General features: G+C 72.2%; 21 protein-coding genes. 15 read left to right on the top strand and 6 right to left on the bottom strand.

The genetic code is table 11. The features are described 5' to 3' along the window. A partial coding sequence (locus MPTA5024_RS27745) for a cellulose binding domain-containing protein (protein ID WP_036329991.1) occupies positions 1–430 on the bottom strand: 430 nt, incomplete at its 3' end. Between the two features lie 440 nt (positions 431–870). On the opposite strand from MPTA5024_RS27745, the gene MPTA5024_RS27740 reads away from it, so the two are divergent. The 14 genes from MPTA5024_RS27740 to MPTA5024_RS27675 all read left to right on the top strand — a co-directional run bounded on the left by MPTA5024_RS27740 (position 871) and on the right by MPTA5024_RS27675 (position 13488). After that, positions 871–1269: a phage holin family protein gene (locus tag MPTA5024_RS27740; RefSeq protein WP_036329990.1), complete on the top strand. Its 399-nt coding sequence runs from the start codon at positions 871–873 to the stop codon at positions 1267–1269. Next, positions 1266–2396 carry a DUF3618 domain-containing protein gene (locus MPTA5024_RS44365; RefSeq protein ID WP_051458760.1) on the top strand — a complete coding sequence of 377 codons (1131 nt, stop codon included), beginning with the start codon at positions 1266–1268 and terminating at the stop codon, positions 2394–2396. The genes MPTA5024_RS27740 and MPTA5024_RS44365 overlap by 4 nt, the downstream gene beginning before the upstream one ends. Further along, positions 2396–3439, top strand: coding sequence for a YihY/virulence factor BrkB family protein (locus MPTA5024_RS27730; protein ID WP_063794788.1), 1044 nt, complete (start codon positions 2396–2398; stop codon positions 3437–3439). The genes MPTA5024_RS44365 and MPTA5024_RS27730 overlap by 1 nt, the downstream gene beginning before the upstream one ends. Positions 3440–3522: 83 nt before the next feature. Next, positions 3523–4020, top strand: a complete 498-nt coding sequence (locus MPTA5024_RS27725) for a MaoC family dehydratase (protein ID WP_036329989.1) — start codon at positions 3523–3525, stop codon at positions 4018–4020. 79 nt (positions 4021–4099) lie between these two features. Further along, complete coding sequence (locus MPTA5024_RS27720; protein ID WP_036329988.1) at positions 4100–5260, top strand: acyl-CoA dehydrogenase family protein; 1161 nt, start codon at positions 4100–4102, stop codon at positions 5258–5260. Position 5261: 1 nt separating this feature from the next. After that, positions 5262–5699 (top strand): HIT family protein, encoded by a 438-nt coding sequence (locus MPTA5024_RS27715; protein WP_198167431.1) that lies wholly within the window; start codon positions 5262–5264, stop codon positions 5697–5699. Between the two features lie 52 nt (positions 5700–5751). Beyond that, on the top strand, positions 5752–6657 hold the full coding sequence (locus tag MPTA5024_RS27710; RefSeq protein ID WP_036329987.1) for a haloalkane dehalogenase: 906 nt from the start codon (positions 5752–5754) through the stop codon (positions 6655–6657). Between the two features lie 106 nt (positions 6658–6763). Continuing rightward, positions 6764–7945, top strand: a complete 1182-nt coding sequence (locus tag MPTA5024_RS27705; RefSeq protein ID WP_036329986.1) for a sensor histidine kinase — start codon at positions 6764–6766, stop codon at positions 7943–7945. Positions 7946–8049: 104 nt separating this feature from the next. Then, complete coding sequence (locus MPTA5024_RS27700) at positions 8050–8805, top strand: LytR/AlgR family response regulator transcription factor (protein ID WP_051458869.1); 756 nt, start codon at positions 8050–8052, stop codon at positions 8803–8805. Beyond that, positions 8802–9173, top strand: a complete 372-nt coding sequence (locus MPTA5024_RS27695; RefSeq protein ID WP_036329984.1) for a membrane protein — start codon at positions 8802–8804, stop codon at positions 9171–9173. The genes MPTA5024_RS27700 and MPTA5024_RS27695 overlap by 4 nt, the downstream gene beginning before the upstream one ends. Positions 9174–9186: 13 nt before the next feature. Then, positions 9187–10662 (top strand): sodium/solute symporter, encoded by a 1476-nt coding sequence (locus tag MPTA5024_RS27690; protein ID WP_036329982.1) that lies wholly within the window; start codon positions 9187–9189, stop codon positions 10660–10662. 186 nt (positions 10663–10848) lie between these two features. Beyond that, positions 10849–11175 carry a DUF485 domain-containing protein gene (locus MPTA5024_RS27685; RefSeq protein ID WP_036329980.1) on the top strand — a complete coding sequence of 109 codons (327 nt, stop codon included), beginning with the start codon at positions 10849–10851 and terminating at the stop codon, positions 11173–11175. After that, positions 11172–12773 carry a solute symporter family protein gene (locus MPTA5024_RS27680; RefSeq protein ID WP_036329977.1) on the top strand — a complete coding sequence of 534 codons (1602 nt, stop codon included), beginning with the start codon at positions 11172–11174 and terminating at the stop codon, positions 12771–12773. The genes MPTA5024_RS27685 and MPTA5024_RS27680 overlap by 4 nt, the downstream gene beginning before the upstream one ends. Before the next feature lie 115 nt (positions 12774–12888). After that, on the top strand, positions 12889–13488 hold the full coding sequence (locus MPTA5024_RS27675; protein ID WP_051458759.1) for a TetR/AcrR family transcriptional regulator: 600 nt from the start codon (positions 12889–12891) through the stop codon (positions 13486–13488). Between the two features lie 126 nt (positions 13489–13614). Here MPTA5024_RS27675 and MPTA5024_RS27670 read toward each other — a convergent pair whose 3' ends face one another. From MPTA5024_RS27670 to MPTA5024_RS27650, 5 genes are all read right to left on the bottom strand, one after another. Then, positions 13615–15162 carry a WS/DGAT/MGAT family O-acyltransferase gene (locus tag MPTA5024_RS27670; RefSeq protein ID WP_084370061.1) on the bottom strand — a complete coding sequence of 516 codons (1548 nt, stop codon included), beginning with the start codon at positions 15160–15162 and terminating at the stop codon, positions 13615–13617. Positions 15163–15318: 156 nt separating this feature from the next. Beyond that, positions 15319–15546: a hypothetical protein gene (locus MPTA5024_RS27665; protein ID WP_036329975.1), complete on the bottom strand. Its 228-nt coding sequence runs from the start codon at positions 15544–15546 to the stop codon at positions 15319–15321. Positions 15547–15788: 242 nt separating this feature from the next. After that, positions 15789–17246, bottom strand: coding sequence for an arabinofuranosidase catalytic domain-containing protein (locus MPTA5024_RS43845; protein WP_269750646.1), 1458 nt, complete (start codon positions 17244–17246; stop codon positions 15789–15791). A 488-nt stretch (positions 17247–17734) separates the two neighbouring features. Further along, positions 17735–19423, bottom strand: a complete 1689-nt coding sequence (gene polX, locus MPTA5024_RS27655; protein ID WP_036329973.1) for a DNA polymerase/3'-5' exonuclease PolX — start codon at positions 19421–19423, stop codon at positions 17735–17737. A 77-nt stretch (positions 19424–19500) separates the two neighbouring features. Then, complete coding sequence (locus MPTA5024_RS27650) at positions 19501–20295, bottom strand: SAM-dependent methyltransferase (protein WP_157099762.1); 795 nt, start codon at positions 20293–20295, stop codon at positions 19501–19503. A gap of 87 nt (positions 20296–20382) precedes the next feature. Between MPTA5024_RS27650 and MPTA5024_RS27645 the strand changes: the two genes are divergently transcribed. Then, positions 20383–20826, top strand: coding sequence for a GNAT family N-acetyltransferase (locus tag MPTA5024_RS27645; protein ID WP_036329971.1), 444 nt, complete (start codon positions 20383–20385; stop codon positions 20824–20826). Positions 20827–20925: the final 99 nt, after the last annotated feature.

The raw sequence follows: 20925 nt of genomic DNA, 5'->3' as shown, positions 1-20925 counted from the left end.
GCGTCGGCGTGGGGGTCGGCGTGGGGGTGGGGGTCGGCGTCGGGGTGGGGGTGCCGCCGCAGGTCACGCCGTTCACGCTGAACGAGGTGGGCTTGGGGTTGCTCCCGCTCCACGTGCCCTGGAACCCGATGTCCGTGGACGCGCCGTTCCCGAGGTTGCCGTTCCACGACATGCTCTGCGCCGTGACGGCCGTGCCGCTCTGGCTCCACGTCGCCGACCAGCCCTGCGTCAGCCGCTGGCCGGAGGTGGGGAAGGCGAACCGCAGCGTCCAGCCGTTGAGCGCGTCGCCCAGGTTCTTGATGGTGACGTTGGCCGTGAAGCCGCCCTGACCCTGACCCGAGGTCCAGTCGTTGGTGGTGTAGGTGACGTTGCACGCCACGGCCGCGGACGCCGGCGTCTGCGCCAGCCCGGTGAGCAGGCCCCCGGACACGGTGGCCGCCGCTACCCAGGCGATGCGTTTCCGCGATCGTGGGAGCGCTCCCGTACTAAGAGCTCTCGTGCGCATTTGTGGGGGGTCTCCAAACTGCGTTGGGGATGGATGCATCGGGCACAGAAATGCCAGGTAACGGCTTTCGCCGCCGATGCGGGCGATGGTGGATCGAAACCGGTACGATGGGAGCGCTCCCACCACAGGATTGTGGATTGGGCCCCGGGGATGTCAATCGCCCGTTGCGTACGCCTCACCCGGTGACCGTGCGTGACCGTGAGCTATGGCCCCTTGCAGGGTGTTTGCCATGGATCGGCCCCGCCCCCGCGCCCCGGTGGTTGAAACTTTCAGCTGTCGTCACCCACCTGTTACCCGCTTCCCGCGCGTGGTTAGGGCTCCCGGCTGCGGGTAGGCGCCTTCCCGACCCGGAAGGGAGGCAGGCCATGACCAACCAAATGGAGACGCTGTCCACCGGCGAACTCGTCCGGCGGCTGTCCGAGGACGTCTCCCGCCTCGTCCGCGACGAGCTGCGCCTGGCGCGGCTGGAGATGACGGAGAAGGGCAAGCGTGCCGGCGTCGGCGCCGGCCTGCTCGGCGGAGCGGGAGTCCTGGCGCTGTTCGGAGGCGGCGCCCTCGTGGCGGCGGTGATCATGGCGCTCGCGCGGGTGCTGCCCGGCTGGGCGAGCGCCGCGATCGTCGGGGGAGCGCTGCTCGTCCTGGCCGGGGTGGTCGGCCTGGTGGGCAAGCAGCAGGTGACCCAGGCGACGCCGCCCATGCCCGACGAGGCGATGCGCAGCATCAGGGCCGACATCGACGCCGTGAAGGGGAGTGCGCACCGATGACCGAGGCGGAGCCGGGGGCCGCGCAGCCCACGGCCGGAGAGGTCGGGGTGCACCGGCAGCCCGCCACCGAGCCCGTCATCGACACCGAGTCGCTGAACGCGGTGACACAGCGCCGCGCCGTGGAGACCGCCGAGACCGCCGAAGCCGCCGAGAGCGCCGAGGGCGGCGAGCCGGGCGGCACGAGAAGCGATACGACGAGCGGCGTGCCGGCCGGCTCGGCGAGCCGGGCCCGGGAGCGCGCGGGCGCACGAAGTGAGACGCCCGCGAGCCCGGGGACCCGGACCGCCGAGGCGCTGGAACGGGGGCGGAGAGGCCGGGACGCCGGGGAGTCCGCAGGGTCCGGGGGGACCGGGAGTTCCCATAGGGAAGGCGAGAGGCACATGAACGATCACACGGGCGGGGCCGCGAACGAGGACCGGGGAACGACGCGCACCCAGGCCAGGGACCTGGCGAAGGACGAGGCCGGGGACCGGGACGAGATCAGCGAGGTGCGGGAGGAGATCGAGCGCACCCGCGACCACCTGGGCGACACGATCGAAGCGCTGGCCGCCAAGGCCGACGTGCGGGCCCGCGCGCAGGAGCGCGTCCACGAGACCGCGATGGCGGCCAGGGCGAAGGCGGCCGGGATGGCCGACCGGGTCCGCGAGGCGACGCCCGCGCAGGTCAGGGACACCGCGGTCAAGGCCGCCCAGGGCGCGAGGCGGCGCCCGGGAGTGCTCGCCGCGGCGGGCGCGGCGGTGACCGGGCTGCTGGTGCTGCGCCGGTTCACCCGGGCCAGGGCCGGGCGCCGTACCCCGTACGCGCGCGGGGCGGGCGGCCGGGCGCTCCTTCACGGGATGGGCCGCACCCCGTTCAAGGGCAGGACGCGCGGCGACCTGATCGCGCGCCGGATGCGTGAGATACGCAGCATGGGCGGCACGCGCGGCGGGATGATCACGCGGGGGATGCGCAGGACCGGGCTCATGGGCGGGAGGCGCGGCGGCGTGCTCGCCCGCGTGACGGGCCGCACCGGGCTGTTCGGAACGCGTCGCGGTGCGCTCGAGCGCGGGATGCGGGCGCCCATGACGAGGGCGATGCGGAAGATGCAGGCGATCAAGGCGATGCGCAGGCGGAGGTTCGCCGGCTGATGACGACGGATCGCGAGGACGTGCCGGGCCCGTGGAGGCGGCTCACGCGCCAGGACTGGGTCGGAGTCGCCAAGCGCACGGCGAAGGAGTTCCGTGACGACAACGTCCAGGACTGGGCCGCCTCCCTGACCTACTACGCCGTCCTCTCGATCTTTCCCGGGCTGATCGTGCTCGTGTCGATCCTCGGCCTGCTGGGCCAGGACGCGATCGGCCCGATGCTGGGCAACATCCGGTCGCTGACGCCGGGCCCGGTCCAGCAGCTGATCCAGACCGGCCTCGCCAACGTCCAGCGCAGCCAGGGCACGGCGGGGGTGTTCGCGATCGGCGGCCTGCTGCTCGCCCTGTGGGCGGCCTCCGGCTACATCGGGGCCTTCATCCGGGCGAGCAACGCGATCTTCGACATCCGGGAGGGCCGCCCGTTCTGGAAGGTCACCCCGCTGCGGGTCGGGCTAACGCTGCTCCTGGTGATCCTCATGGCGGCCTCGGCCGTGGCCGTGACGTTCACCGGCCGCCTGGCCGAGATCGCGGGAAACCTGCTGGGCCTCGGTCCCGTCGCCGTCGCCGCGTGGAACATCGCGAAGTGGCCCGTCCTCGTGATCCTCGCGACCGCCATGATCACACTGCTCTACTACGCGGCGCCGAACGTCCGCCAGCCGGGCATCCGGTGGCTCAGCCCGGGAAGCCTGCTCGCGGTCGTTCTCTGGCTGATCGTCTCGGCCGGGTTCGCGCTCTACGTGGCCCGGTTCGGCTCGTACAACAAGACGTACGGCACGCTCGCGGCGGTGGTGGTCTTCCTCATCTGGCTCTGGCTGTCGAACATGGTCGTCCTCGCGGGCGCCGAGCTCGACGCGGAGCTGCAGCGCGGCCGGCGCATCGCCGAGGGCGAGCCCGCGGCCGAGCCGTACGTCGAGCCGCGTGACCCGCCCAAGGACGACACGGCCGACGCGGGCCTGGAGCAGGCGGCGCCCGGGGACGAGGACGCGGGCCGCGGGAGCGGCGGCGTGGAGGGGGCCGGCACGGGCGCGCCGGCGCACGGAAGCTGATCGCCCGCCGCGTCCCCCGACGACGTGACGGGCACGGATGATCGCTCCTATCGTGGCCCTCCACCGGCGCGAAGGAGTTGGCCATGGGGTTCGGGCGCACATACGAGGAGTTCGAGGTCGGCGCGGTCTACAGACACTGGCCGGGGAAGACGGTCACGGAGTACGACGACCATCTGTTCTGCCTCCTCACCATGAACCACCACCCGCTGCACCTCGACGCCCACTACGCCGCCACAACGGACCACGGCCGCAACGTGGTCGTCGGCACCTACGTCTACTCCCTGCTGCTCGGGATGTCGGTCGCGGACGTCTCGGGCCGGGCGATCGCCAACCTGGAGGTCGAGTCGCTCCGGCACCTCGCCCCGGTCTTCCACGGCGACACCCTCTACGGCGAGACGACCGTGCTGGACAAGCGGCCGTCCCGCTCGAAGGACGACCGGGGGATCGTGCACGTCGAGACCCGGGGCCACACGCAGGACGGCACGGTCGTCTGCGTCTTCCGCCGCAGGGTCATGGTGCCCACGCGGGCCTACGCCGAGGCGAGGGGCGACCAGCCCGGACGCCCGGAGCCGCGGTCGTAGGTGCGACGATGGGGGCCGTGGACTGCCGGCTTCGGAGGCGGGCGGCGACGGCCCCCTCCAGCGATCCGATGGGGACGTGATGGACGTCGAGCTGAACGAGGACCAGCGGCTGTTCCAGCGGACGCTGCGCGAGTTCGTCGAGAAGGAGATCGTCCCGGTCGCCGCGGAGTGGGAGCGGAGCGGACGCTACCCGGCGGAGATCGTGGCCCGCTTCGCCGAGCTGGGCCTGTTCGGGATCGCGGTCCCCGAGGAGTACGGCGGGCTCGACCTCGACCGTGTGTCGTTCGCGCTGGTCTTCGAGGAGATCGCGCGGGGCTGGATGGGCGTGGCCGGGGTGCTGGGCTCCCACTCGTTGTCGACGTGGATGATCGCCCGGTACGGCACGGAGGAGCAGCGCCGGCACCACCTGCCCGACCTGGCGAGCGGCGTCCGGCGCACCGGCATCGCGCTGACCGAGCCGGGGGCCGGGACCGACCTGCAGGGCATCGCCACCCGGGCCGTACGGGACGGCGACCACTACGTGGTCAGCGGGACCAAGACGTGGATCACGAACGCCCGGCACGCCGACCCGCTGCCCGTGCTGGTGAAGACCTCCCTGGAGACCCCCGCCCACCGGGGGATGTCGGTGCTGCTGGTCGACGGGTCGAGCGAGGGCCTGACGATCAGCCGCGACCTGCCCAAGCTCGGTTACAAGGGCACCGAGACGTGCGAGGTCGTGCTGACCGACGTCCGCGTGCCCGTCTCCCGGCTGCTCGGCGGCGTCGAGGGGCGGGGGATGCAGCAGGTGCTGTCGGCGCTGGAGCTCGGCCGCCTGAACATCGCCGCCCGCGCGGTCGGGGTGGCCCAGGCGGCGTACGAGGCGGCGCTCGGGTACGCCAGGGAGCGGCACGCGTTCGGGCAGCCGATCGCCGACTTCCAGGCGATCCAGCTCAAGCTGGCCGACATGGCCACGGAGATCCAGGCGGCCCGGCTCATGACGTACTGGGCGGCGGTCAGGTCGGAGGCGGGGCCGGTGAAGGCCGAGGCCGCGATGGCCAAGTACTTCGCGTCCGAGGTGGCCCTGCGTGCCACGATGGAGGCCATGCGGATCCACGGCGGGTACGGGTACTCGCAGGAGTTCACGGTCGAGCGGCTCTACCGCGACGCGCCGCTCATGGCGATCGGCGAGGGCACCAACGACGTCCAGCGCCTGATCATCGCGAGGTCCCTGATCAGCGGCGAGTCCTCCCTCGGCTGGTGACATGATCGGTGAGCTGAGGCCCGGCTGCCTGTTCTGCGACATCGCGGCCGGGGACAAGCCGGGGCACGTGGTGCTGTCGGACGAGGTGGCGGCGGCCTTCCTCGACAGCCGCCCGGTGTTCAAGGGGCACGTCCTCGTCGTGCCGAACGGGCACGTCGAGACCCTGTCCGACCTGCCGGCCGAGGCGGCCGGGCCGTTCTTCCTGCGCGTCCAGGCGGTCGCGCGGGCCGTCGAGGCGGGTCTCGAGGCGGCCGGCACGTTCGTCGCGATGAACAACCGGATCAGCCAGAGCGTGCCCCATCTGCATGTCCACGTGGTGCCGCGCAACCGCAAGGACGGCCTGCGCGGCTTCTTCTGGCCGCGGGTGAAGTACGCCGACGAGGCCGAGATCGAGGACTACGCCGCCCGGGTGCGCTCCGCGCTCGACACCACCTTCTGATCTACTTTGTAAAGGCGTCCGGCCGGTGGGATCCGGGGCAGAATGTCGTTCTATGGACGTGCTCCGGACCCCCGACGAACGATTCACCGGACTACCCGATTTCCCGTACGAGCCGCGGTACGCCGAGGTGACCGACGGCCTGCGGATGGCCTACGTGGAGGCGGGGCCCGCCGGCGGGCAGCCTGTCCTGCTGCTCCACGGCGAGCCGAGCTGGTCGTTCCTGTACCGGCGCGTCATGGCGGTCCTGGCGGACGCCGGGTTCCGTGCGATCGCGCCCGACCTCGTCGGGTTCGGCCGTTCGGACAAGCCCGCCGCCCGGGAGGACCACACGTACGCCCGGCACGTCGAGTGGGTGAGGTCGCTCGCCTTCGACGCCCTCGGCCTGAGCGGTGTGACGCTGGTGGGGCAGGACTGGGGCGGCCTGATAGGGCTGCGGCTCGTGGCCGAGCACCCGGACCGCTTCGCCCGGGTCGTCGCCACGAACACCGGGCTCCCGACGGGCGACGTGCCCATGCCGGAGGTCTGGCACCGGTTCCGGGAGGCCGTCCAGAACGCCCCGGTGCTCGACGTCGCCCGGTTCGTCCAGGCCGGGTGCGCCACGCGGCTGCCGGAGGAGGTGCGGCGGGCGTACGACGCGCCGTTCCCTTCGGAGGAGTTCAAGGCCGGGCCGCGCGCCATGCCGGGCCTGGTGCCGACGTCGCCGGACGATCCCGCCGCCCCCGCCAACCGGGCGGCCTGGGCCGCGCTGACCACGCTCGGCCTGCCGTTCCTCGTCGCGTTCTCGGACGGCGACCCGATCACGGGAGGCATGGCGCCCATCCTGAAGCGGTCGATGGCGGGCGCGGCCGGTCTCGACCACCCGGTCGTCAAGGGCGCCGGCCACTTTCTGCAGGAGGACGCCGGCCGCGAGCTCGGCGAGGCCGTCGCCGCCTTCATGCGGGCGACCCCGCCCGCCTGAGCCGCACCGCGCACGTGAGCCGCACCCCGCGTACCCGAGCCGCACCCGGCGCGCGACCCAGGCCGGCCGAGGCGTGGGGCGGCCGGACGCAGTAGGCTCCGGCGGCGTGGAACCGCTCGTCGCCGCGCTCGTCGTCGCCGCGCTCGTGAGCGTGCCCGCGGTCGTGCTGTGGCGGGTGCTGCGGGGCCGGCGCGACCTGGGCAGCAGCCCGGCCGAGCGGGCCACGTTCGAGACCCTGCACACGGCGTCGCTGGCCGCGCCGCCGCTGCGGGCCGGGCTGACCAAGGCGGGCGCGCTCAAGGCGTCCCGGCACATCCGGGAGCTGCTGGGCTCGCCGGCGATCGCCATCACGAACGGCGAGGAGCTGCTCGTCTACGACGGCGCGGGGGAGCACCACGCCCGGGACGCGTTCGAGCACGCGGCCGGGACGCTGAAGGACGGCCGCACGCAGGTGCTCGCGCTCGACTGCTACCGGCCGGAGTGCCCGGTCCGGCACGCGGTCGTCGTCCCGCTGACCACCGACGACCGGGTCGTCGGCTCGCTCGCGGCGTACGGGGATCACGCCTCGGCGGGGCTGGTGCGGGCTGCGCAGGAGGTGGCGCGGTGGGTCGACTCGCAGCTGGAGCTGGCCGAGCTCGACCGGTCCCGGACGATGCTGATGGAGGCCGAGGTGCGGGCGCTTCGCGCGCAGATCTCCCCGCACTTCATCTACAACTCGCTGACCACGATCGCGTCGTTCGTACGCACCGACCCGGAACGCGCCCGGGAGCTGCTGCTGGAGTTCGCCGACTTCACCCGCTACTCGTTCCGGCGGCACGGCGACTTCACGACGCTGGCCGAGGAGCTGCGCTCGATCGACCGCTACCTGACACTGGAGCGGGCGCGGTTCGGCGACCAGCTCCAGGTGACGCTGCGCATCGCCCCCGAGGTGCTGCCGGTCGCCGTGCCGTTCCTGTGCCTGCAGCCGCTCGTCGAGAACGCCGTACGGCACGGCCTGGAGGGCAAGCCGGGGGTCGGCCGGATCACGATCGTGGCCGAGGACGCCGGGGCGGAGTGCGGCATCACGGTGGAGGACGACGGCATCGGCATGGACCCCGACCGGCTGCGCCGGGTGCTGGCGGGGGAGGACCGGTCAGGCGCGGGCGGCATCGGCCTGGCCAACGTGGACGAGCGGCTGCGCCAGGTGTACGGCGACGAGTACGGCCTGGTGGTCGAGACCGGCCAGGGCGCGGGCACGAAGGTGACGGTCCGGGTGCCCAAGTACCATCCGGGCGTGTCCGCCAGCTGAACGGGAGACGGCGAGCTGTGACCCGGTCGTGATGGCGGCGGGCGTTGACTTTCCGATGTCCGGGTCATCACTCTCTAGGGGATTGTTCCGTGAGAGGGGTGGTCGTGAGCGGCCTGCGGGTCCTGGCGGTGGACGACGAACAGCCCGCGCTGGAGGACCTGGCCTACCTGCTCCGCGCGGACCCGCGCATCGCCGACGTGCTGACGGCCCGAGACGGGGCCGCCGCGCTGCGGCTGCTCGACCGGTCGATGGCGGACGGCAGGCCGGTCGACGCGGTCTTCCTCGACATCCGCATGCGGGGTCTGGACGGAGTGGTGCTCGGCCGGCTGCTGACCCAGTTCACCCGGCCACCCAAGATCGTCTTCGTCACCGCGTACGAGGACCACGCCGTCGACGCCTTCGAGCTGAAGGCCGAGGACTACCTCCTCAAGCCGGTGCGGCCCGAACGGCTGGCCGAGGCGATCCGCCGCGTGTGCGGCAGCCGCGCCGAGCCGGGCGGCCCGCCCCAGGCGGACACGATCCCGGTGGAGCTGGGCGGCGTGACGCGGTTCGTCGCGAGCACCGAGGTCCGGTACGTCGAGGCCCAGGGCGACTACGCCCGGCTGCACACGGCGACCGGCAGCCACCTGGTCCGCATCCCGCTCGCCACGCTGGAGGAGCGGTGGGCGACCGCCGGGTTCCTGCGCGTGCACCGCAGCCACCTGGTGGCGGTCAAGCACATCGACGAGCTGCACATCGACTCCGGCAAGTGCGTCGTACGGGTGGGGGAGACCGAGATCCCGGTGAGCCGCCGCCACACGCGCGAGCTGCGCGACCTCCTGGTGCGCCGGGCCCGCAGGGGTGAGGGGACGGGCACGTGACGGGCAGGCCCCGCCGGGTCGTGGTGACGAGCCCTCGCACGGCCGCCGCCCGCCGGCCCCGGCACCCGCTGACCAGGGAGATCGACGAGCAGACCGAGCTCGGCGAGGTGTACATGCGGTCACTGATCCGCACCCAGTTCCGGCTGGCATTGTTCGTGTGCACGGTGCTCGCCTGCGTGGTGGGCGGGCTGCCGCTGCTGTTCCTGCTGGTCCCCGATCTGCGCGACGCGCGGCTGCTCGGCGTGCCGCTGCCGTGGCTGGTGCTGGCCGGGCTCATCTACCCGGCGTTCGTCGCGGGCGCCTGGTTCTACGTGCGGCAGGCCGAGCGCAACGAACGGGACTTCGCCGACCTGGTGGAGCGCCGGTGAGCGGCCGGAACCGATGAGCGGGATCGTCGCCATCGTCGCGTCGATGCTGGCGGCCGTGCTGATCGGCGCGTTCGGGCTGCGCATGTCGCGGACGACGTCGGACTTCTACGTGGCCTCCCGCACGGTGTCGCCGCTGTGGAACGCCTCGGCGATCGGCGGTGAGTACCTGTCGGCAGCGTCGTTCCTCGGCGTCGCCGGGCTCATTCTGACGTACGGCGCGGACATGCTGTGGCTGCCGGTGGGCTGGACGGGCGGCTACCTGGTGCTGCTCGTGCTGGTGTCGGCGCCGCTGCGGCGGTCGGGGGCGTACACGCTGCCCGACTTCGCGGAGGCCCGGCTGGAGTCGATGGCGGTCCGCCGGACGTCGAGCGTGCTCGTGGTGCTGATCGGGTGGCTCTACCTGATGCCGCAGTTCCAGAGCGCCGGGCTGGTGTTCCGCACGGTCACCGGCGCGCCGCCGTGGGCGGGCAGCCTGCTCGTGGCCGTCGTCGTGGCGGCCAACGTGCTGTCGGGCGGCATGCGGTCGATCACGTTCGTGCAGGCGTTCCAGTACTGGCTGAAGCTGACCGCGCTCGCGGTGCCGCTGGTGTTCATGCTGATCGTGTGGTGGTCGGACGGGCCGCGCACGCTGCCGCCCGGCGATCCGTGGGCGCTGCCGCTGCACGGCAGGGAGCACCCGGTGTACGAGACGTACTCGCTGATCCTGGCGACGTTCCTCGGGACCATGGGGCTGCCGCACGTGCTGGTGCGTTTCTACACGAACCCGGACGGCCGGGCGGCCCGGCGAACGACGCTGGTGGTGCTGTCGCTGCTCGGCGCGTTCTACCTGATGCCCGCCGTCTACGGGTTCCTCGGCCGCGTGTACGGGCTGCCGGCGACCGACACGGTCGTCATCGCGCTGCCCGGGCGCCTGGTCGGCGGCGCGGTGGGCGACCTGCTGACGGCCCTGGTCACGGCGGGGGCGTTCGCGGCGTTCCTGTCGACGTCGTCGGGGCTCACGGTCTCGGTGGCCGGGGTGATCGCCCAGGACCTCCTCGGCGGCGGTGTGCGCTCGTTCCGGTTCGCGACCGTCCTCGCCACGGTCGTGCCGCTGGCGCTCGCGGGCGCGGCGCGGTCGCTGCCGGTGGCGACCGTGGTGGGGCTGGCGTTCGCGGTGGCGGCCTCGTCGTTCTGCCCGCTGCTCGTGCTCGGCATCTGGTGGCGCAGGCTCACCACGACCGGCGCGATCTGCGGGCTGCTCGTGGGCGGGGGGCTGGCCTGCGCGGCGGTCCTCGCCACGATCGTGGGCGGGCCGCGCACGGGCTGGCCGGAGGCCCTGCTGGCCGAGCCCGCGGCCTGGACCGTGCCGGTGTCGTTCACGGTCATGGTCGTGGTCTCGCTCGTGACGCCCGGCCGGGTGCCGCGCGGCGTGGCGCGCACGATGGTCCGCCTGCACACCCCCGACACGCTGAACGTCGACCGCGGCGACTGGCGGCCCCGCTTCATGTGACGTCCGGCGCCGGGGGTGCGGCGGGATCTACCGTTCGGCGCGCGCAACGGACCATTCGGCGCACGGCGCGGCCATGTGAACGAGCGACCGGTGCGGCTGGGCGACGGGGCGCGGCGGAGGTCTCGTAAGCGGCGGCGCGCGCTCCTACGTTGGGGTGATCCCCCATCACATGTCGAAGGAGGCCATGTGACCGTCCAGCACGATTCATCGGTCTATGAGCAGATACAGTCCGGGGAACAGTTCCAGGAGCTGCGCCGCCGGTACCGTTCCTGGGCCTTCCCGATGACCGTCGCGTTCCTGGCCTGGTACCTGCTCTACGTGGTGCTGTCCGGCTTCGCCCGCGGCTTCATGGGCACCAAGCTGTTCGGAAACATCAACGTGGCGCTGGTGTTCGGCATCCTGCAGTTCGTGTCGACGTTCCTCATCGCCTGGGCGTACTCGCGGCACGCGTCCGCCAAGCTCGACCCGCTCGCCGACGAGCTCCGCCACGACGTCGAGGAGCGCGTCCAGTGAGCCACGAGACCCTGTCCACGATCCTCTTCCTGCTCTTCGTCGCCGGCACGCTCGCCATCACGTTCTGGGCGAGCCGGCACACCAGGAGCGCCACCGACTTCTACGCCGGCGGCCGGTCGTTCAGCGGCGTGCAGAACGGCCTCGCGATCGGCGGCGACTACATGTCGGCCGCGTCGTTCCTCGGCATCGCGGGCATCATCGCGTTGTCCGGGTACGACGGGTTCCTCTACTCGATCGGCTTCCTCGTGGCGTGGCTGGTGGCGCTGCTGCTGGTCGCCGAGCTCATGCGCAACTCGGGCAAGTACACGATGGCCGACGTGCTGGCGTTCCGGATGTCCCCGCGCCCGGTGCGCACGGCGGCCGGCGTCTCCACGATCGTCGTGAGCATCTTCTACCTGCTGGCCCAGATGGTCGGCGCGGGCGCCCTCGTGGGCCTGCTGCTCGGCGTCACCTCCCAGGCCGGCAAGGTATGGACGATCATCGGCGTCGGCCTGCTGATGATCGTGTACGTGGTGTTCGGCGGGATGAAGGGCACCACCTGGGTGCAGATCGTCAAGGCCGTCATGCTGATGACCGGCGCGGCCCTGATCACCCTGCTCGTGCTCGGCAAGTACGGCTTCAACCTGTCGGGCCTGCTCGGCGACGCGGCGACGCAGAGCGGCAAGGGCGCCAAGTTCCTCATCCCCGGCCTCAAGTACGGCACGGAGGCCCAGGGCACCTGGGGCAAGATCGACCTGATCAGCCTGGGCCTGGCCCTGGTGCTGGGCACGGCCGGACTGCCGCACATCCTGATCCGCTTCTACACGGTCCCGACGGCCCGCGAGGCCCGCAAGTCGGTCCTGTGGGGCATCGGCATCATCGGTGTGTTCTACCTGCTCACGCTCGTCCTCGGCTTCGGCGCGGCGGCCCTGGTCGGCCACGGCAAGATCGACAAGTCGGGCAACACGGCGGCCCCGCTGCTCGCCGACGAGATCGGCCGGCAGATCTTCGGCGACGTCGGCGGCACGATCCTGCTCGCCGTCATCGCGGCGGTCGCGTTCGCCACGATCCTCGCCGTCGTCGCCGGCCTGACGCTGGCCTCGTCGTCGAGCTTCGCGCACGACCTGTACGCCCACGTGTTCAAGCGCGGCCAGGTCACCGAGGGCCAGGAACTGGTGGTCGCCCGCATCGCGGCGTTCGTCATCGGGGCGGTCGCCATCGCGCTGAGCGTCTTCGCCCAGTCGCTCAACGTGGCGTTCCTCGTCTCTCTGGCCTTCGCGGTCGCCGCGTCGGGCAACCTGCCGGCGATCCTGTACAGCCTGTTCTGGCGGCGGTTCAACACGGCGGGCGCGGTGGCGGCCATCTACGGCGGCCTCGTGTCCGCCGTGGTCCTGGTGATCTTCTCGCCGGTGGTCTCCGGCGCGGAGACCTCCATGTTCCCCGACGCCGACTTCCACCTGCTCCCGCTGTCGAACCCGGGCATCTTCTCGATCCCGATCGGCTTCCTGTGCGGGTACCTCGGCACGGTTCTCAGCAAGGAGTACAACGCGTCCAAGTACGCCGAGATCGAGGTCCGCTCGCTGACCGGCGTGGGAGCGGAGAAGGCCACCTCCCTCTGACCCCCGATGCGGTACGCCGAGGGCCCGGCCGCGCGGCCGGGCCCTCGCGCGCGTACAGGGTGCCCTGTCCGTCGCGTCATGGTGCTGGAGCACCGATCTGGTTATCGTCTGGCCTGTGGACAGCCCTCTCCAAACCGCCAAGGCATGGTCGCGTTCTCGAAAGAGGGACCGGGAGACGGACGGCGACGCCCGCACCCGCATCCTCGACGCCGCCGAGGAACTGTTCGCGGGCGGCGGCTACGAGGCGACCCCGACGGCCCGGATCGCCGAGCTGGCCGGGGTGCCCAAGGGCCTGGTCTTCCACTACTTCCCCCGCAAGATCGACGTGCTCATCTCGCTCGTCGACGAGCGGACCCTGGTGACGGAGGAGGAGGTGGAGGCGCTGCCCGGCGACGCCGCCGGCACGCTGTCGCGGCTGGCCCGCCGGATGCCGCTGCGCGCCTCCCCGGCCATGCGGCGCATCCTGTTCCGGGAGGCCGACACCCACAGGTCGGTGCGCGAACGGCTCGGCCGGCTCAACGCCGAGATCATCCGGCGGGCCCGGTTCGCGCTGGAGCTCGCGCTGCCGGGCGGCCGCGGCGACGCCGCCCGGCTGGAGGCCGCGGCCGCGACGTTCGCCGCCGTCCTGCTCTACCAGGAGAGCCTGTGCCTCCTGACGGGCCACCACATCGATCCCGACGCGGTCGCGGAGCTGATCGCCCATGCCCTGGGATAGTGCCGGCTAGTGCCCGAGCGGCGCCGGGCGCCCTGTGCGGTACCCCGGACGCCGAGCGGCCCGAGACGAGGCGAGGACGACGAGCGGAGCGACGGCCCGGCACGACAGGGCGGGGCGGCTTCGTCGTCAGGCGGGGACCTTCTCCAGCCGCTCGCCGGTCCCGTCCTGCCCGCCGGACCCAGCGGCCGCTTCCGGCGTGCCGGGCACGTCAGGCACGTCGTCGGCCGGCTCCTCCTCCCGCGCCAGCTCCAGCAGCTCGTCCATGGCGTCCCGCAGGTGGCCGATGAGGCTCCACACGTCGGGCATGCGGGTGGGGCAGGCGACGATCCCGAAGTCGAGCCGTCCGTCGTACGACGCGCACGTGATGCTGACGCCGCCGGTGGCGTCGGTGACGACCGACATGGGGTGGTAGGCCACCATGCGCGCCCCGCACATGTAGAGCGGCCGTCGCGGGCCGGGCACGTTCGACACGATGAGGTTGACCCCGGCGCCCGTGACGCCCGCGAGGCGGAACACGGCGGGCGTGGCCAGCGCCGCCACCGGCGCGGGGACGATCGAGCACACGTCGTCGAGCCAGGTCCTGCGGGAGACGGCGTACCGCCGCTTGGCCGCCGCCATCGCGCCGCGCACCGCCGTGAGGCGCTCACGGGGACAGGCGACGTCGGTCGCCATCGGCGTGATCATCGCGGAGATGCGGTTGCCCATCGCGCCGGCCGCTCCGGCCCGCAGCGCGACCGGGACCGCCGCCACGAGCGGCCGGTCGGGCAGCGCGTCGCGGGCCTCCAGCCAGCGGCGCAGCGCCGACGAGCACAGCGTCATGACGACGTCGTTCGGGCTCATCCCGAACGCCCTGGCCACGCCCCTGACCTCGGCCAGCGGGATCGTCCCGAACGACATGACGCGGTCGCCGGAGATCGGCCCGTTGAACGGCGTGCGCGGCGCGGCGAGCGGCGGCACCTGCGGCAGCGGCCGGGCGTCGCCGGCGATCGCGCGGGCCGCCTGCGCCACGCGTCGGGCGTCGGGCAGGGCCGAGACGACCGGCATCGCGTCGAGGTCGGCCGCCGCCCGCGCGAGCGAGCAGAGCGTCTCGACCGGCTGGACGATGGACCGGGTGATCGCGCCGGCCAGCATGGCGAGCAGCCCCGGCGCCGGCTCGGGGGCGTCGTGCGGCGGCACCTCGACCAGCCGCGGCTCGGGGGAGGGGTCGAGCATCGAGACGAGGATTTCCGAGCCGGACACCCCGTCGATGGCGCAGTGGTGCACCTTGGTGTAGACCGCGACCCGGCCGCCGGCCAGCCCGTGCACGAGGTGGGTCTCCCACAGCGGGCGCCGCCGGTCGAGCCGCCGGGCGTGCAGCCGCGCCACGTGCTCGGCCAGCTGCAGGTCGTCCCCCGGCTCCGGCAGCGTGTCCTCGTACACGTGGGCGTCGGGGTCGAACGCCGGGTCCTCCACCCAGTAGGGCCGGTCGAGCCCGAGGGGCACGTCGGCCAGCCGCATCCGCAGCGGCGGGGCCAGGTGGGCGCGCTCGCGCAGCAGGTCGACGAGGCGGCGCCGGGTGACGGCGCCGGACGGGGCGGTGGACGGGTCGAGGATGGCGACCCCGGCGACGTGGGCGGCCGTGGTGGCCGACTCCACGCTCAGGAACTGCGCGTCGAGTGCCGTCAGCTGGCGCATGGCCGGTCCTTCCTGCTCTCCTCCCGAGACGCCATCATCACGGCACGCGATTGCCGGGACGTTTCCCCGCCATCTCCGGGAGATTCCTTCAGCGCGCGCCCCGGCCCCCCGTTGTCAACGAGCCGTCCGCCCAGCTGTGCGGGGTGACATTCCCGCTCAGCCGACGACGGTAACGGGATGCTCCACAAGGCCGTCGAAGAGATAACCCAAGGTGTTGTACGCCGTCCGCAAAGGCTGGCCGGCGCCCGTCTCGTCGGTCGCCCGGGCGGTCAGCGCGTACGGCCCGGGACCGGGCGGGGACCAGGCGTACCGCCAGCGGGTCCAGGAGGGGCCGGCGTCGGTCAGGCGGACCGGCCGCCAGGTGGCGCCGCGGTCGTCGCTCACCTCGACGCGGACGGCTCGGTTTCGGGGTCGCGCTGGTGGCCGTGTTCTGCACCGCACGCAACGCCGACACCGAGAGCAGGGACAGTTCACCGACCGATCCACCAAGGCGATCGAACAGCTCGGCAAGCGCGACCTCCTGGATACCCGCCTGGGCGGCATCGACGCGCTAGATGTATTGACCACGGCTTAGCCCGCGACCCTCTCACCCGATCGCCCTCATGCGTCGAACCAGACGGGCAGAGTCAGCTGCGCAGGGTCCACCGCTGGTTGGCCTGTCCGTTGCATGACCACAGGATGAGTTTCGTGCCGTTGGCGGTGCCGGCCCCGTTGGCGTCGAGGCACAGCCCGGACTGCACGCCGGTGATGGTGCCGTTGGAGTTGACGTTCCACTGCTGGTTGGTCTGGCCGTTGCAGTCCCAGATGATCACCTGGGTGCCGTTGGCCGTGCCCTGCCCGTAGGCGTCCAGGCACTTGTTGCCGTACACCTGCAGGCTCTTGCCCGATGTGTAGGTGAACCGCTGGTTGGTGCCGCTCCCGCAGTCCCACAACTGCACCTGGGTGCCGTTGGTGGTGCTGGCGTTCGGCACGTCGACGCACCGGCCGGACTGGGCGCCCACGATCTGGACGTTCTGCTGCGGGGTGCCACCGCCCACCGGTGCGTAGCCGGCGGCGGTGATGTTGGCCTGTACGGCGTCCTCGGTGGCGGCGCTCGGATAGCCGGAGGTCAACACGCCCTCGAAGAAGGTGCCGCGGCCGGAGACGCTGTTGTCGCCGCCGACGCCGAGCAGGATGGCGCCTTCCTTCTTCATCGGGTTGTAGCCGTTGGGGCGCCGCCCGTCGAAGTAGTTCGTCAGGCCGCCGGACTGCGCGTCCCCGCCCCGGATCGCCCAGTGGTTCGGCTCGCCCTTGACGATGGCCGTGACGAAACGGTGGTTGATCGGCGCGAGGCTGTTGTAGCCCGCGTTCACCCCGGAGAACAGTCCCCACTCCAGGTCGCCCATGATCCAGGGACCGGCTCCGTCCCCGTAGCCCCACTGTTTGTCGGCGCCGAAGTAGACGGTCTCCATGATGGCGGGGGAGTCGGCCTGGCCATCGGTCTGCGCGTTGCCGTAGTCGAAGCAGCACCACTGGTTGTAGTGCGTGCCGTCGACGACGGCGTAGATGCCCTCGGGCTGGTCGCCGGTCGCGACGCCGTTGGTGGTGTTGTTGCGGTAGCCGGTGCCGGGCTCCACGCGGACACCGTAGGCCTTCTGGCCGCCGATGGTGATCGGGGCCGCCTTCGCGTCGGCGAGGTTGTCGTATCCGCCTGCAGCGGGGCCCTTCCAGTAGCCGGGAGGCGCCTGGGTGAGGCGGTTGTTGCGGCCGGACTGGTCATAGATGATCGTGATGACGCAGGTCGTGTTGGCGCAGAAGGAGTCCTGCGTGGCGGCGTTGACGACTCCGCCCGCGCTCAGCACCCCGATGTCCCGGGTGGTGTTGTCGGACGCGCGCCTGACTTGGTAGAGCGGGCCGTTGTAGGCCGCGTACAGGGCACGCGTTGTGCTGTGCGCCGCCACACACGGCGTCCCGCCCGCAGCGTAGATGTCACACGGTTGCGACGTCGCGGCCTGGGCTGTCCCACCACCGCCGACCAGGCAGGCGGTGGCGAGCAACGCACTCGCCCCGGCCGCGAGCGTCCTTTTCAGGCTCCCGAAAAGCATCATGCCTTCTTCTCTCAACCAGGAATCATGACCGGACGGCACCGATGCGGCAGGCCTGGCCAGGCGCGTGTTAACGCTAACATCGGTTAGTTTCCGAATCGATTCGACGGTTAACGGATAGTGCGGAGTCAAAATCAATGAAGGTCCGCGCGTCAAGTACGTGGATAACATCTCCCGGACGCGAGGGCCACGCTGGCCCGCCGCCTGGCTCTTACCGTGACGCCGTCGAACCGTTCCGATGAGATGTGGTGAAACTTTCATCCCGGGTGCGCCGGATGGTGACCTTATCGTGGGCAGGCGCGCGGCGGCCCTGGTCGACGTCGAGGTCGTTCATCGGCGGACCGTAACTCCCGGAATCGGAACTGCCAGAGGCCCTCGGCCCCCTTCCTGCGGGCCGAGGCGATGATCAGGCTCCCACGCGAGCGGTACGGGGTGATCCACGCGCAGGAGCGCCAGAGATACAACGTCTCCGCCGGCTGGGACTCCTGTCAGTCCTTGTGCAGGTAGGCGAGCAGGCGCTCGACCGGCCAGGTGTTCACCACGTCGTCCGGGGTGAGCCAGGCCCGCTGGGCGATGCCCACGCCGTACCGCTGGTGGGCCAGATGGGGGATGGCGTGCGAGTCGCTGTCGATGGAGAACTTCACGCCGTGGTGGCGGGCCAGCCGCACGAGGTCCGAGGGCAGGTCGGCGCGGTCCGGGTAGGAGTCGATCTCCATCACCGTCCCGGTGCGGGCGGCGGCGCGGAACACCGCGTCCCAGTCGGCGTCGACCGGAGGCCGTTTGCCGATCTTCCTCGTCGTCGGGTGCCCGATGACGTGGACGTGGGGGTTCTCGCAGGCCGTGACGAACCGGCGGGTCATCTCCTCGCGCGACTGCGTGAAGTGCGAGTGGACCGAGGCGACGCACACGTCGAAGCCCGCCAGCACCTCGGCCGGCCAGTCCACCGACCCGTCGGGCGCGATGTTGAGCTCGCTGCCGTGCAGCAGCCGCATGTCCGGGTAGTCGCGCTGCAGCTCGGCGACGCGGGCCCGCTGGGCGAGGGCCTTGTCGAGCGTCATCCGCTGCATGGCGAGGTCGGGCGCGTGGTCGGTCACCGCGTAGTAGGAGTAGCCGCGCATCGCGCCGGCCGCGACCATGTCCTCCAGCGAGGCGATCCCGTCGGTCAGGTCGGTGTGCGTGTGCAGGTCGCCGCGCAGGTCGTGCACCTCGACCAGCCGGGGGAGCTCGCCGCGCAGCGCGGCCTGGACCTCGCCGCCGTCCTCGCGCAGCGTGGGGGGCACCCACTGCATGCCGAGCGCCGCGTAGACGTCCTCCTCCGTCTCCGAGGCGATGAGCCGGTCGTCGCCGTCGAACAGGCCGTACTCGGAGAGCTTCCACCCCTTCTTCACGGCCATCTCGCGGATGTGGACGTTGTGCTCCTTGCTGCCGGTGAAGTAGACCATCGCGGCGCCCCACGACTCGGCCGGCACGATCCTCAGGTCGACCTGGAGGCCGCGGTCGGTCCGCACCGACGTCTTGCGCTCGCCCTTCGCGATCACTTCGGTGACGTACGGCTGGCGGGCGAACAGCTCCATCAGGTCGGCCGGGCCGACCGCCAGGATGTCGACGTCGCCGATGGTCTCGCGCATCCGGCGCAGCGACCCGGCGTACGCGATCCGCTGCGCGGGCAGCGAGGCGATGACCCGCTCGGCCAGGTCCATGGCAACCCCGAGGTGGACGCGGTCGCCCGAGCGCTCCAGCTGGTCGATGCCCTTGAGCAGGTTCTCCTCCGTCTTGGCACCGAAGCCCCTGAGCCCGGCCAGGCGGCCGCCCTCGATGGCAGCGGCCAGCGCGGCCGGCGAGTCGATGCCGAGCTCCTGGTACAGGAACAGCGCCTTCTTCGGCCCGAGCGACGGGATCCGGGTCAGCCGCCGCACCCCGTCGGGCACCCGGGCCCGCAGGTCGTCGAGCTGGCGGAAGCTCCCGCGCTCCAGGAACTCCTCGACCTTCTTGGCGATGGCCTCGCCGACGCCCGGGATCGACCGGACGTCGGTCTCCCTGAGGTCGCCGGGGAACCCCGCGATGGACTTGGCCGCCTTCTGGTAGCTCCGCACGCGGAACGCGTCGCCGCCGTTCAGCGCGAACAGCTCGGCGTACTCCTGCAGCGCCGCGGCCGCCTCGTCATTCGCCCGTCCCATGGTGGTCAGCGTACGCGTTGCGGCCCGCCGGGGAGGGGCCGCGGGTGCGCGGGACGGGCGGGGTCCGGAGGGGGCCGTCAGGGCCTGCGGCCGACGCCGCCCTCGACCACCATCCGGGTCGGCACCGAGTCGATGGTCGGGCGCCACCGCTGGACGGGCACCAGGCCCGGCTCCACCAGCTCGAACCCGTCGAAGAACCGCAGCAGCTGCTCGTGGGTGCGGAACGTCGAATGGGCGGGGGTGTGCGCGGTCGCCGCCGCCAGGCTCTCGACGGCCTCCGGATCGCTGCCGGCCGACATGTTGGAGATGGCCACGTGGCTGCCGGGGGCCATGCGGTCGCGCCAGCGGGCGACCACGTCGTAGGCGCCCTCCTCGTCGCTCACGAAGTGGAGGACGGTGACGAACAGCACCCCGACCGGCTCGGAGAAGTCGACCAGCGCCCGGAGCGCCGGGTCGGCGAGGATGGCGTCGGGCCGGCGGATGTCGCCCTCGATGGTGGCGATCCCCTCGTCGCCGCCCAGCAGGGCGTCGTTGTGCACCTTCACCAGGGGGTCGTTGTCCACGTACACCACCCGGGCCGCCGGGTGCGTCTCCCGGGCGAGCTCGTGCACGCTGGGGGAGGTCGGGATGCCGGTGCCCAGGTCGACGAACTGCCGGATCCCCTCGGCCGCCATGAACCGCACGGCCCGGGTGAGGAACGCCCGGTTCGCCTTGGCGACGGAACGGGTGTCGGGGGCGAGGGCCAGGAGCCGTTCGGCCACCGCCCGGTCGACCGCGTAGTTGTCCTTGCCGCCCAGGAGGTAGTCGTACACCCGCGCCGAGCTCGGCACGGAGGCGTCCACGCCGTCGGGGACCCGCTCCAGTCGTTCCACGCCGTGATCATAGTGACGGACCGCCGCCGCGCGCGAGGGGCGCATATCCGTTTGACGCGCCGGGGACGGGGGCGCTCTCCTGGTGCGATGTCCGATCTTCGCATCGAACGCGTGTCCGGCGACGCCGCGCTGCGCGACTGGCGGCACGTCCACAACCAGATCATCCCCACCGGCGTCCTGTCGCTCGACGAGGTGCGCGAACGCGCCGGGCGGTACCTGCTGGACGTCGCCTACCTCGGGGACGTCCTCGTGGGCTGCACCACCGTGCGCCCGCCCACCGGCGACGAGCCCGCGGCCACCGTGATCGCCCGCGTGCTGCCCGCCCATCGGCGGCAGGGGATCGGGGGACGGCTGTACGCACGGGGGCTGGCGCAGGCGCGCGACCTCGGCGCCGGCGTGATCGAGACGGTCGTCCTGGCGTCGAACACCGACGGGCTGCGGTTCGCGCTGGCGAACGGCTTCACCGAGATCGAGCGGTACGTGCTGCCGGGCGACACGGTCCCGTACGTCACGCTGAGGCTGTCCTCCTGACCCGGGCGCGCGTCCGGCCGATCCCGGCGCCGCGCTTCAGGCCCGCCCGCGTCGTCCCTCGATCCCGGTCCCGCGGCCCGGCGAGCCGGGCCGCCTGCG

Origin of the sequence: Microbispora sp. ATCC PTA-5024 (assembly GCF_000511135.2) — a bacterium.
Lineage (GTDB): Bacteria > Actinomycetota > Actinomycetes > Streptosporangiales > Streptosporangiaceae > Microbispora > Microbispora corallina.
The sequence above is the reverse complement of the archived record's forward strand: the minus strand, read 5'-3'. Positions and strand labels throughout refer to the sequence as shown.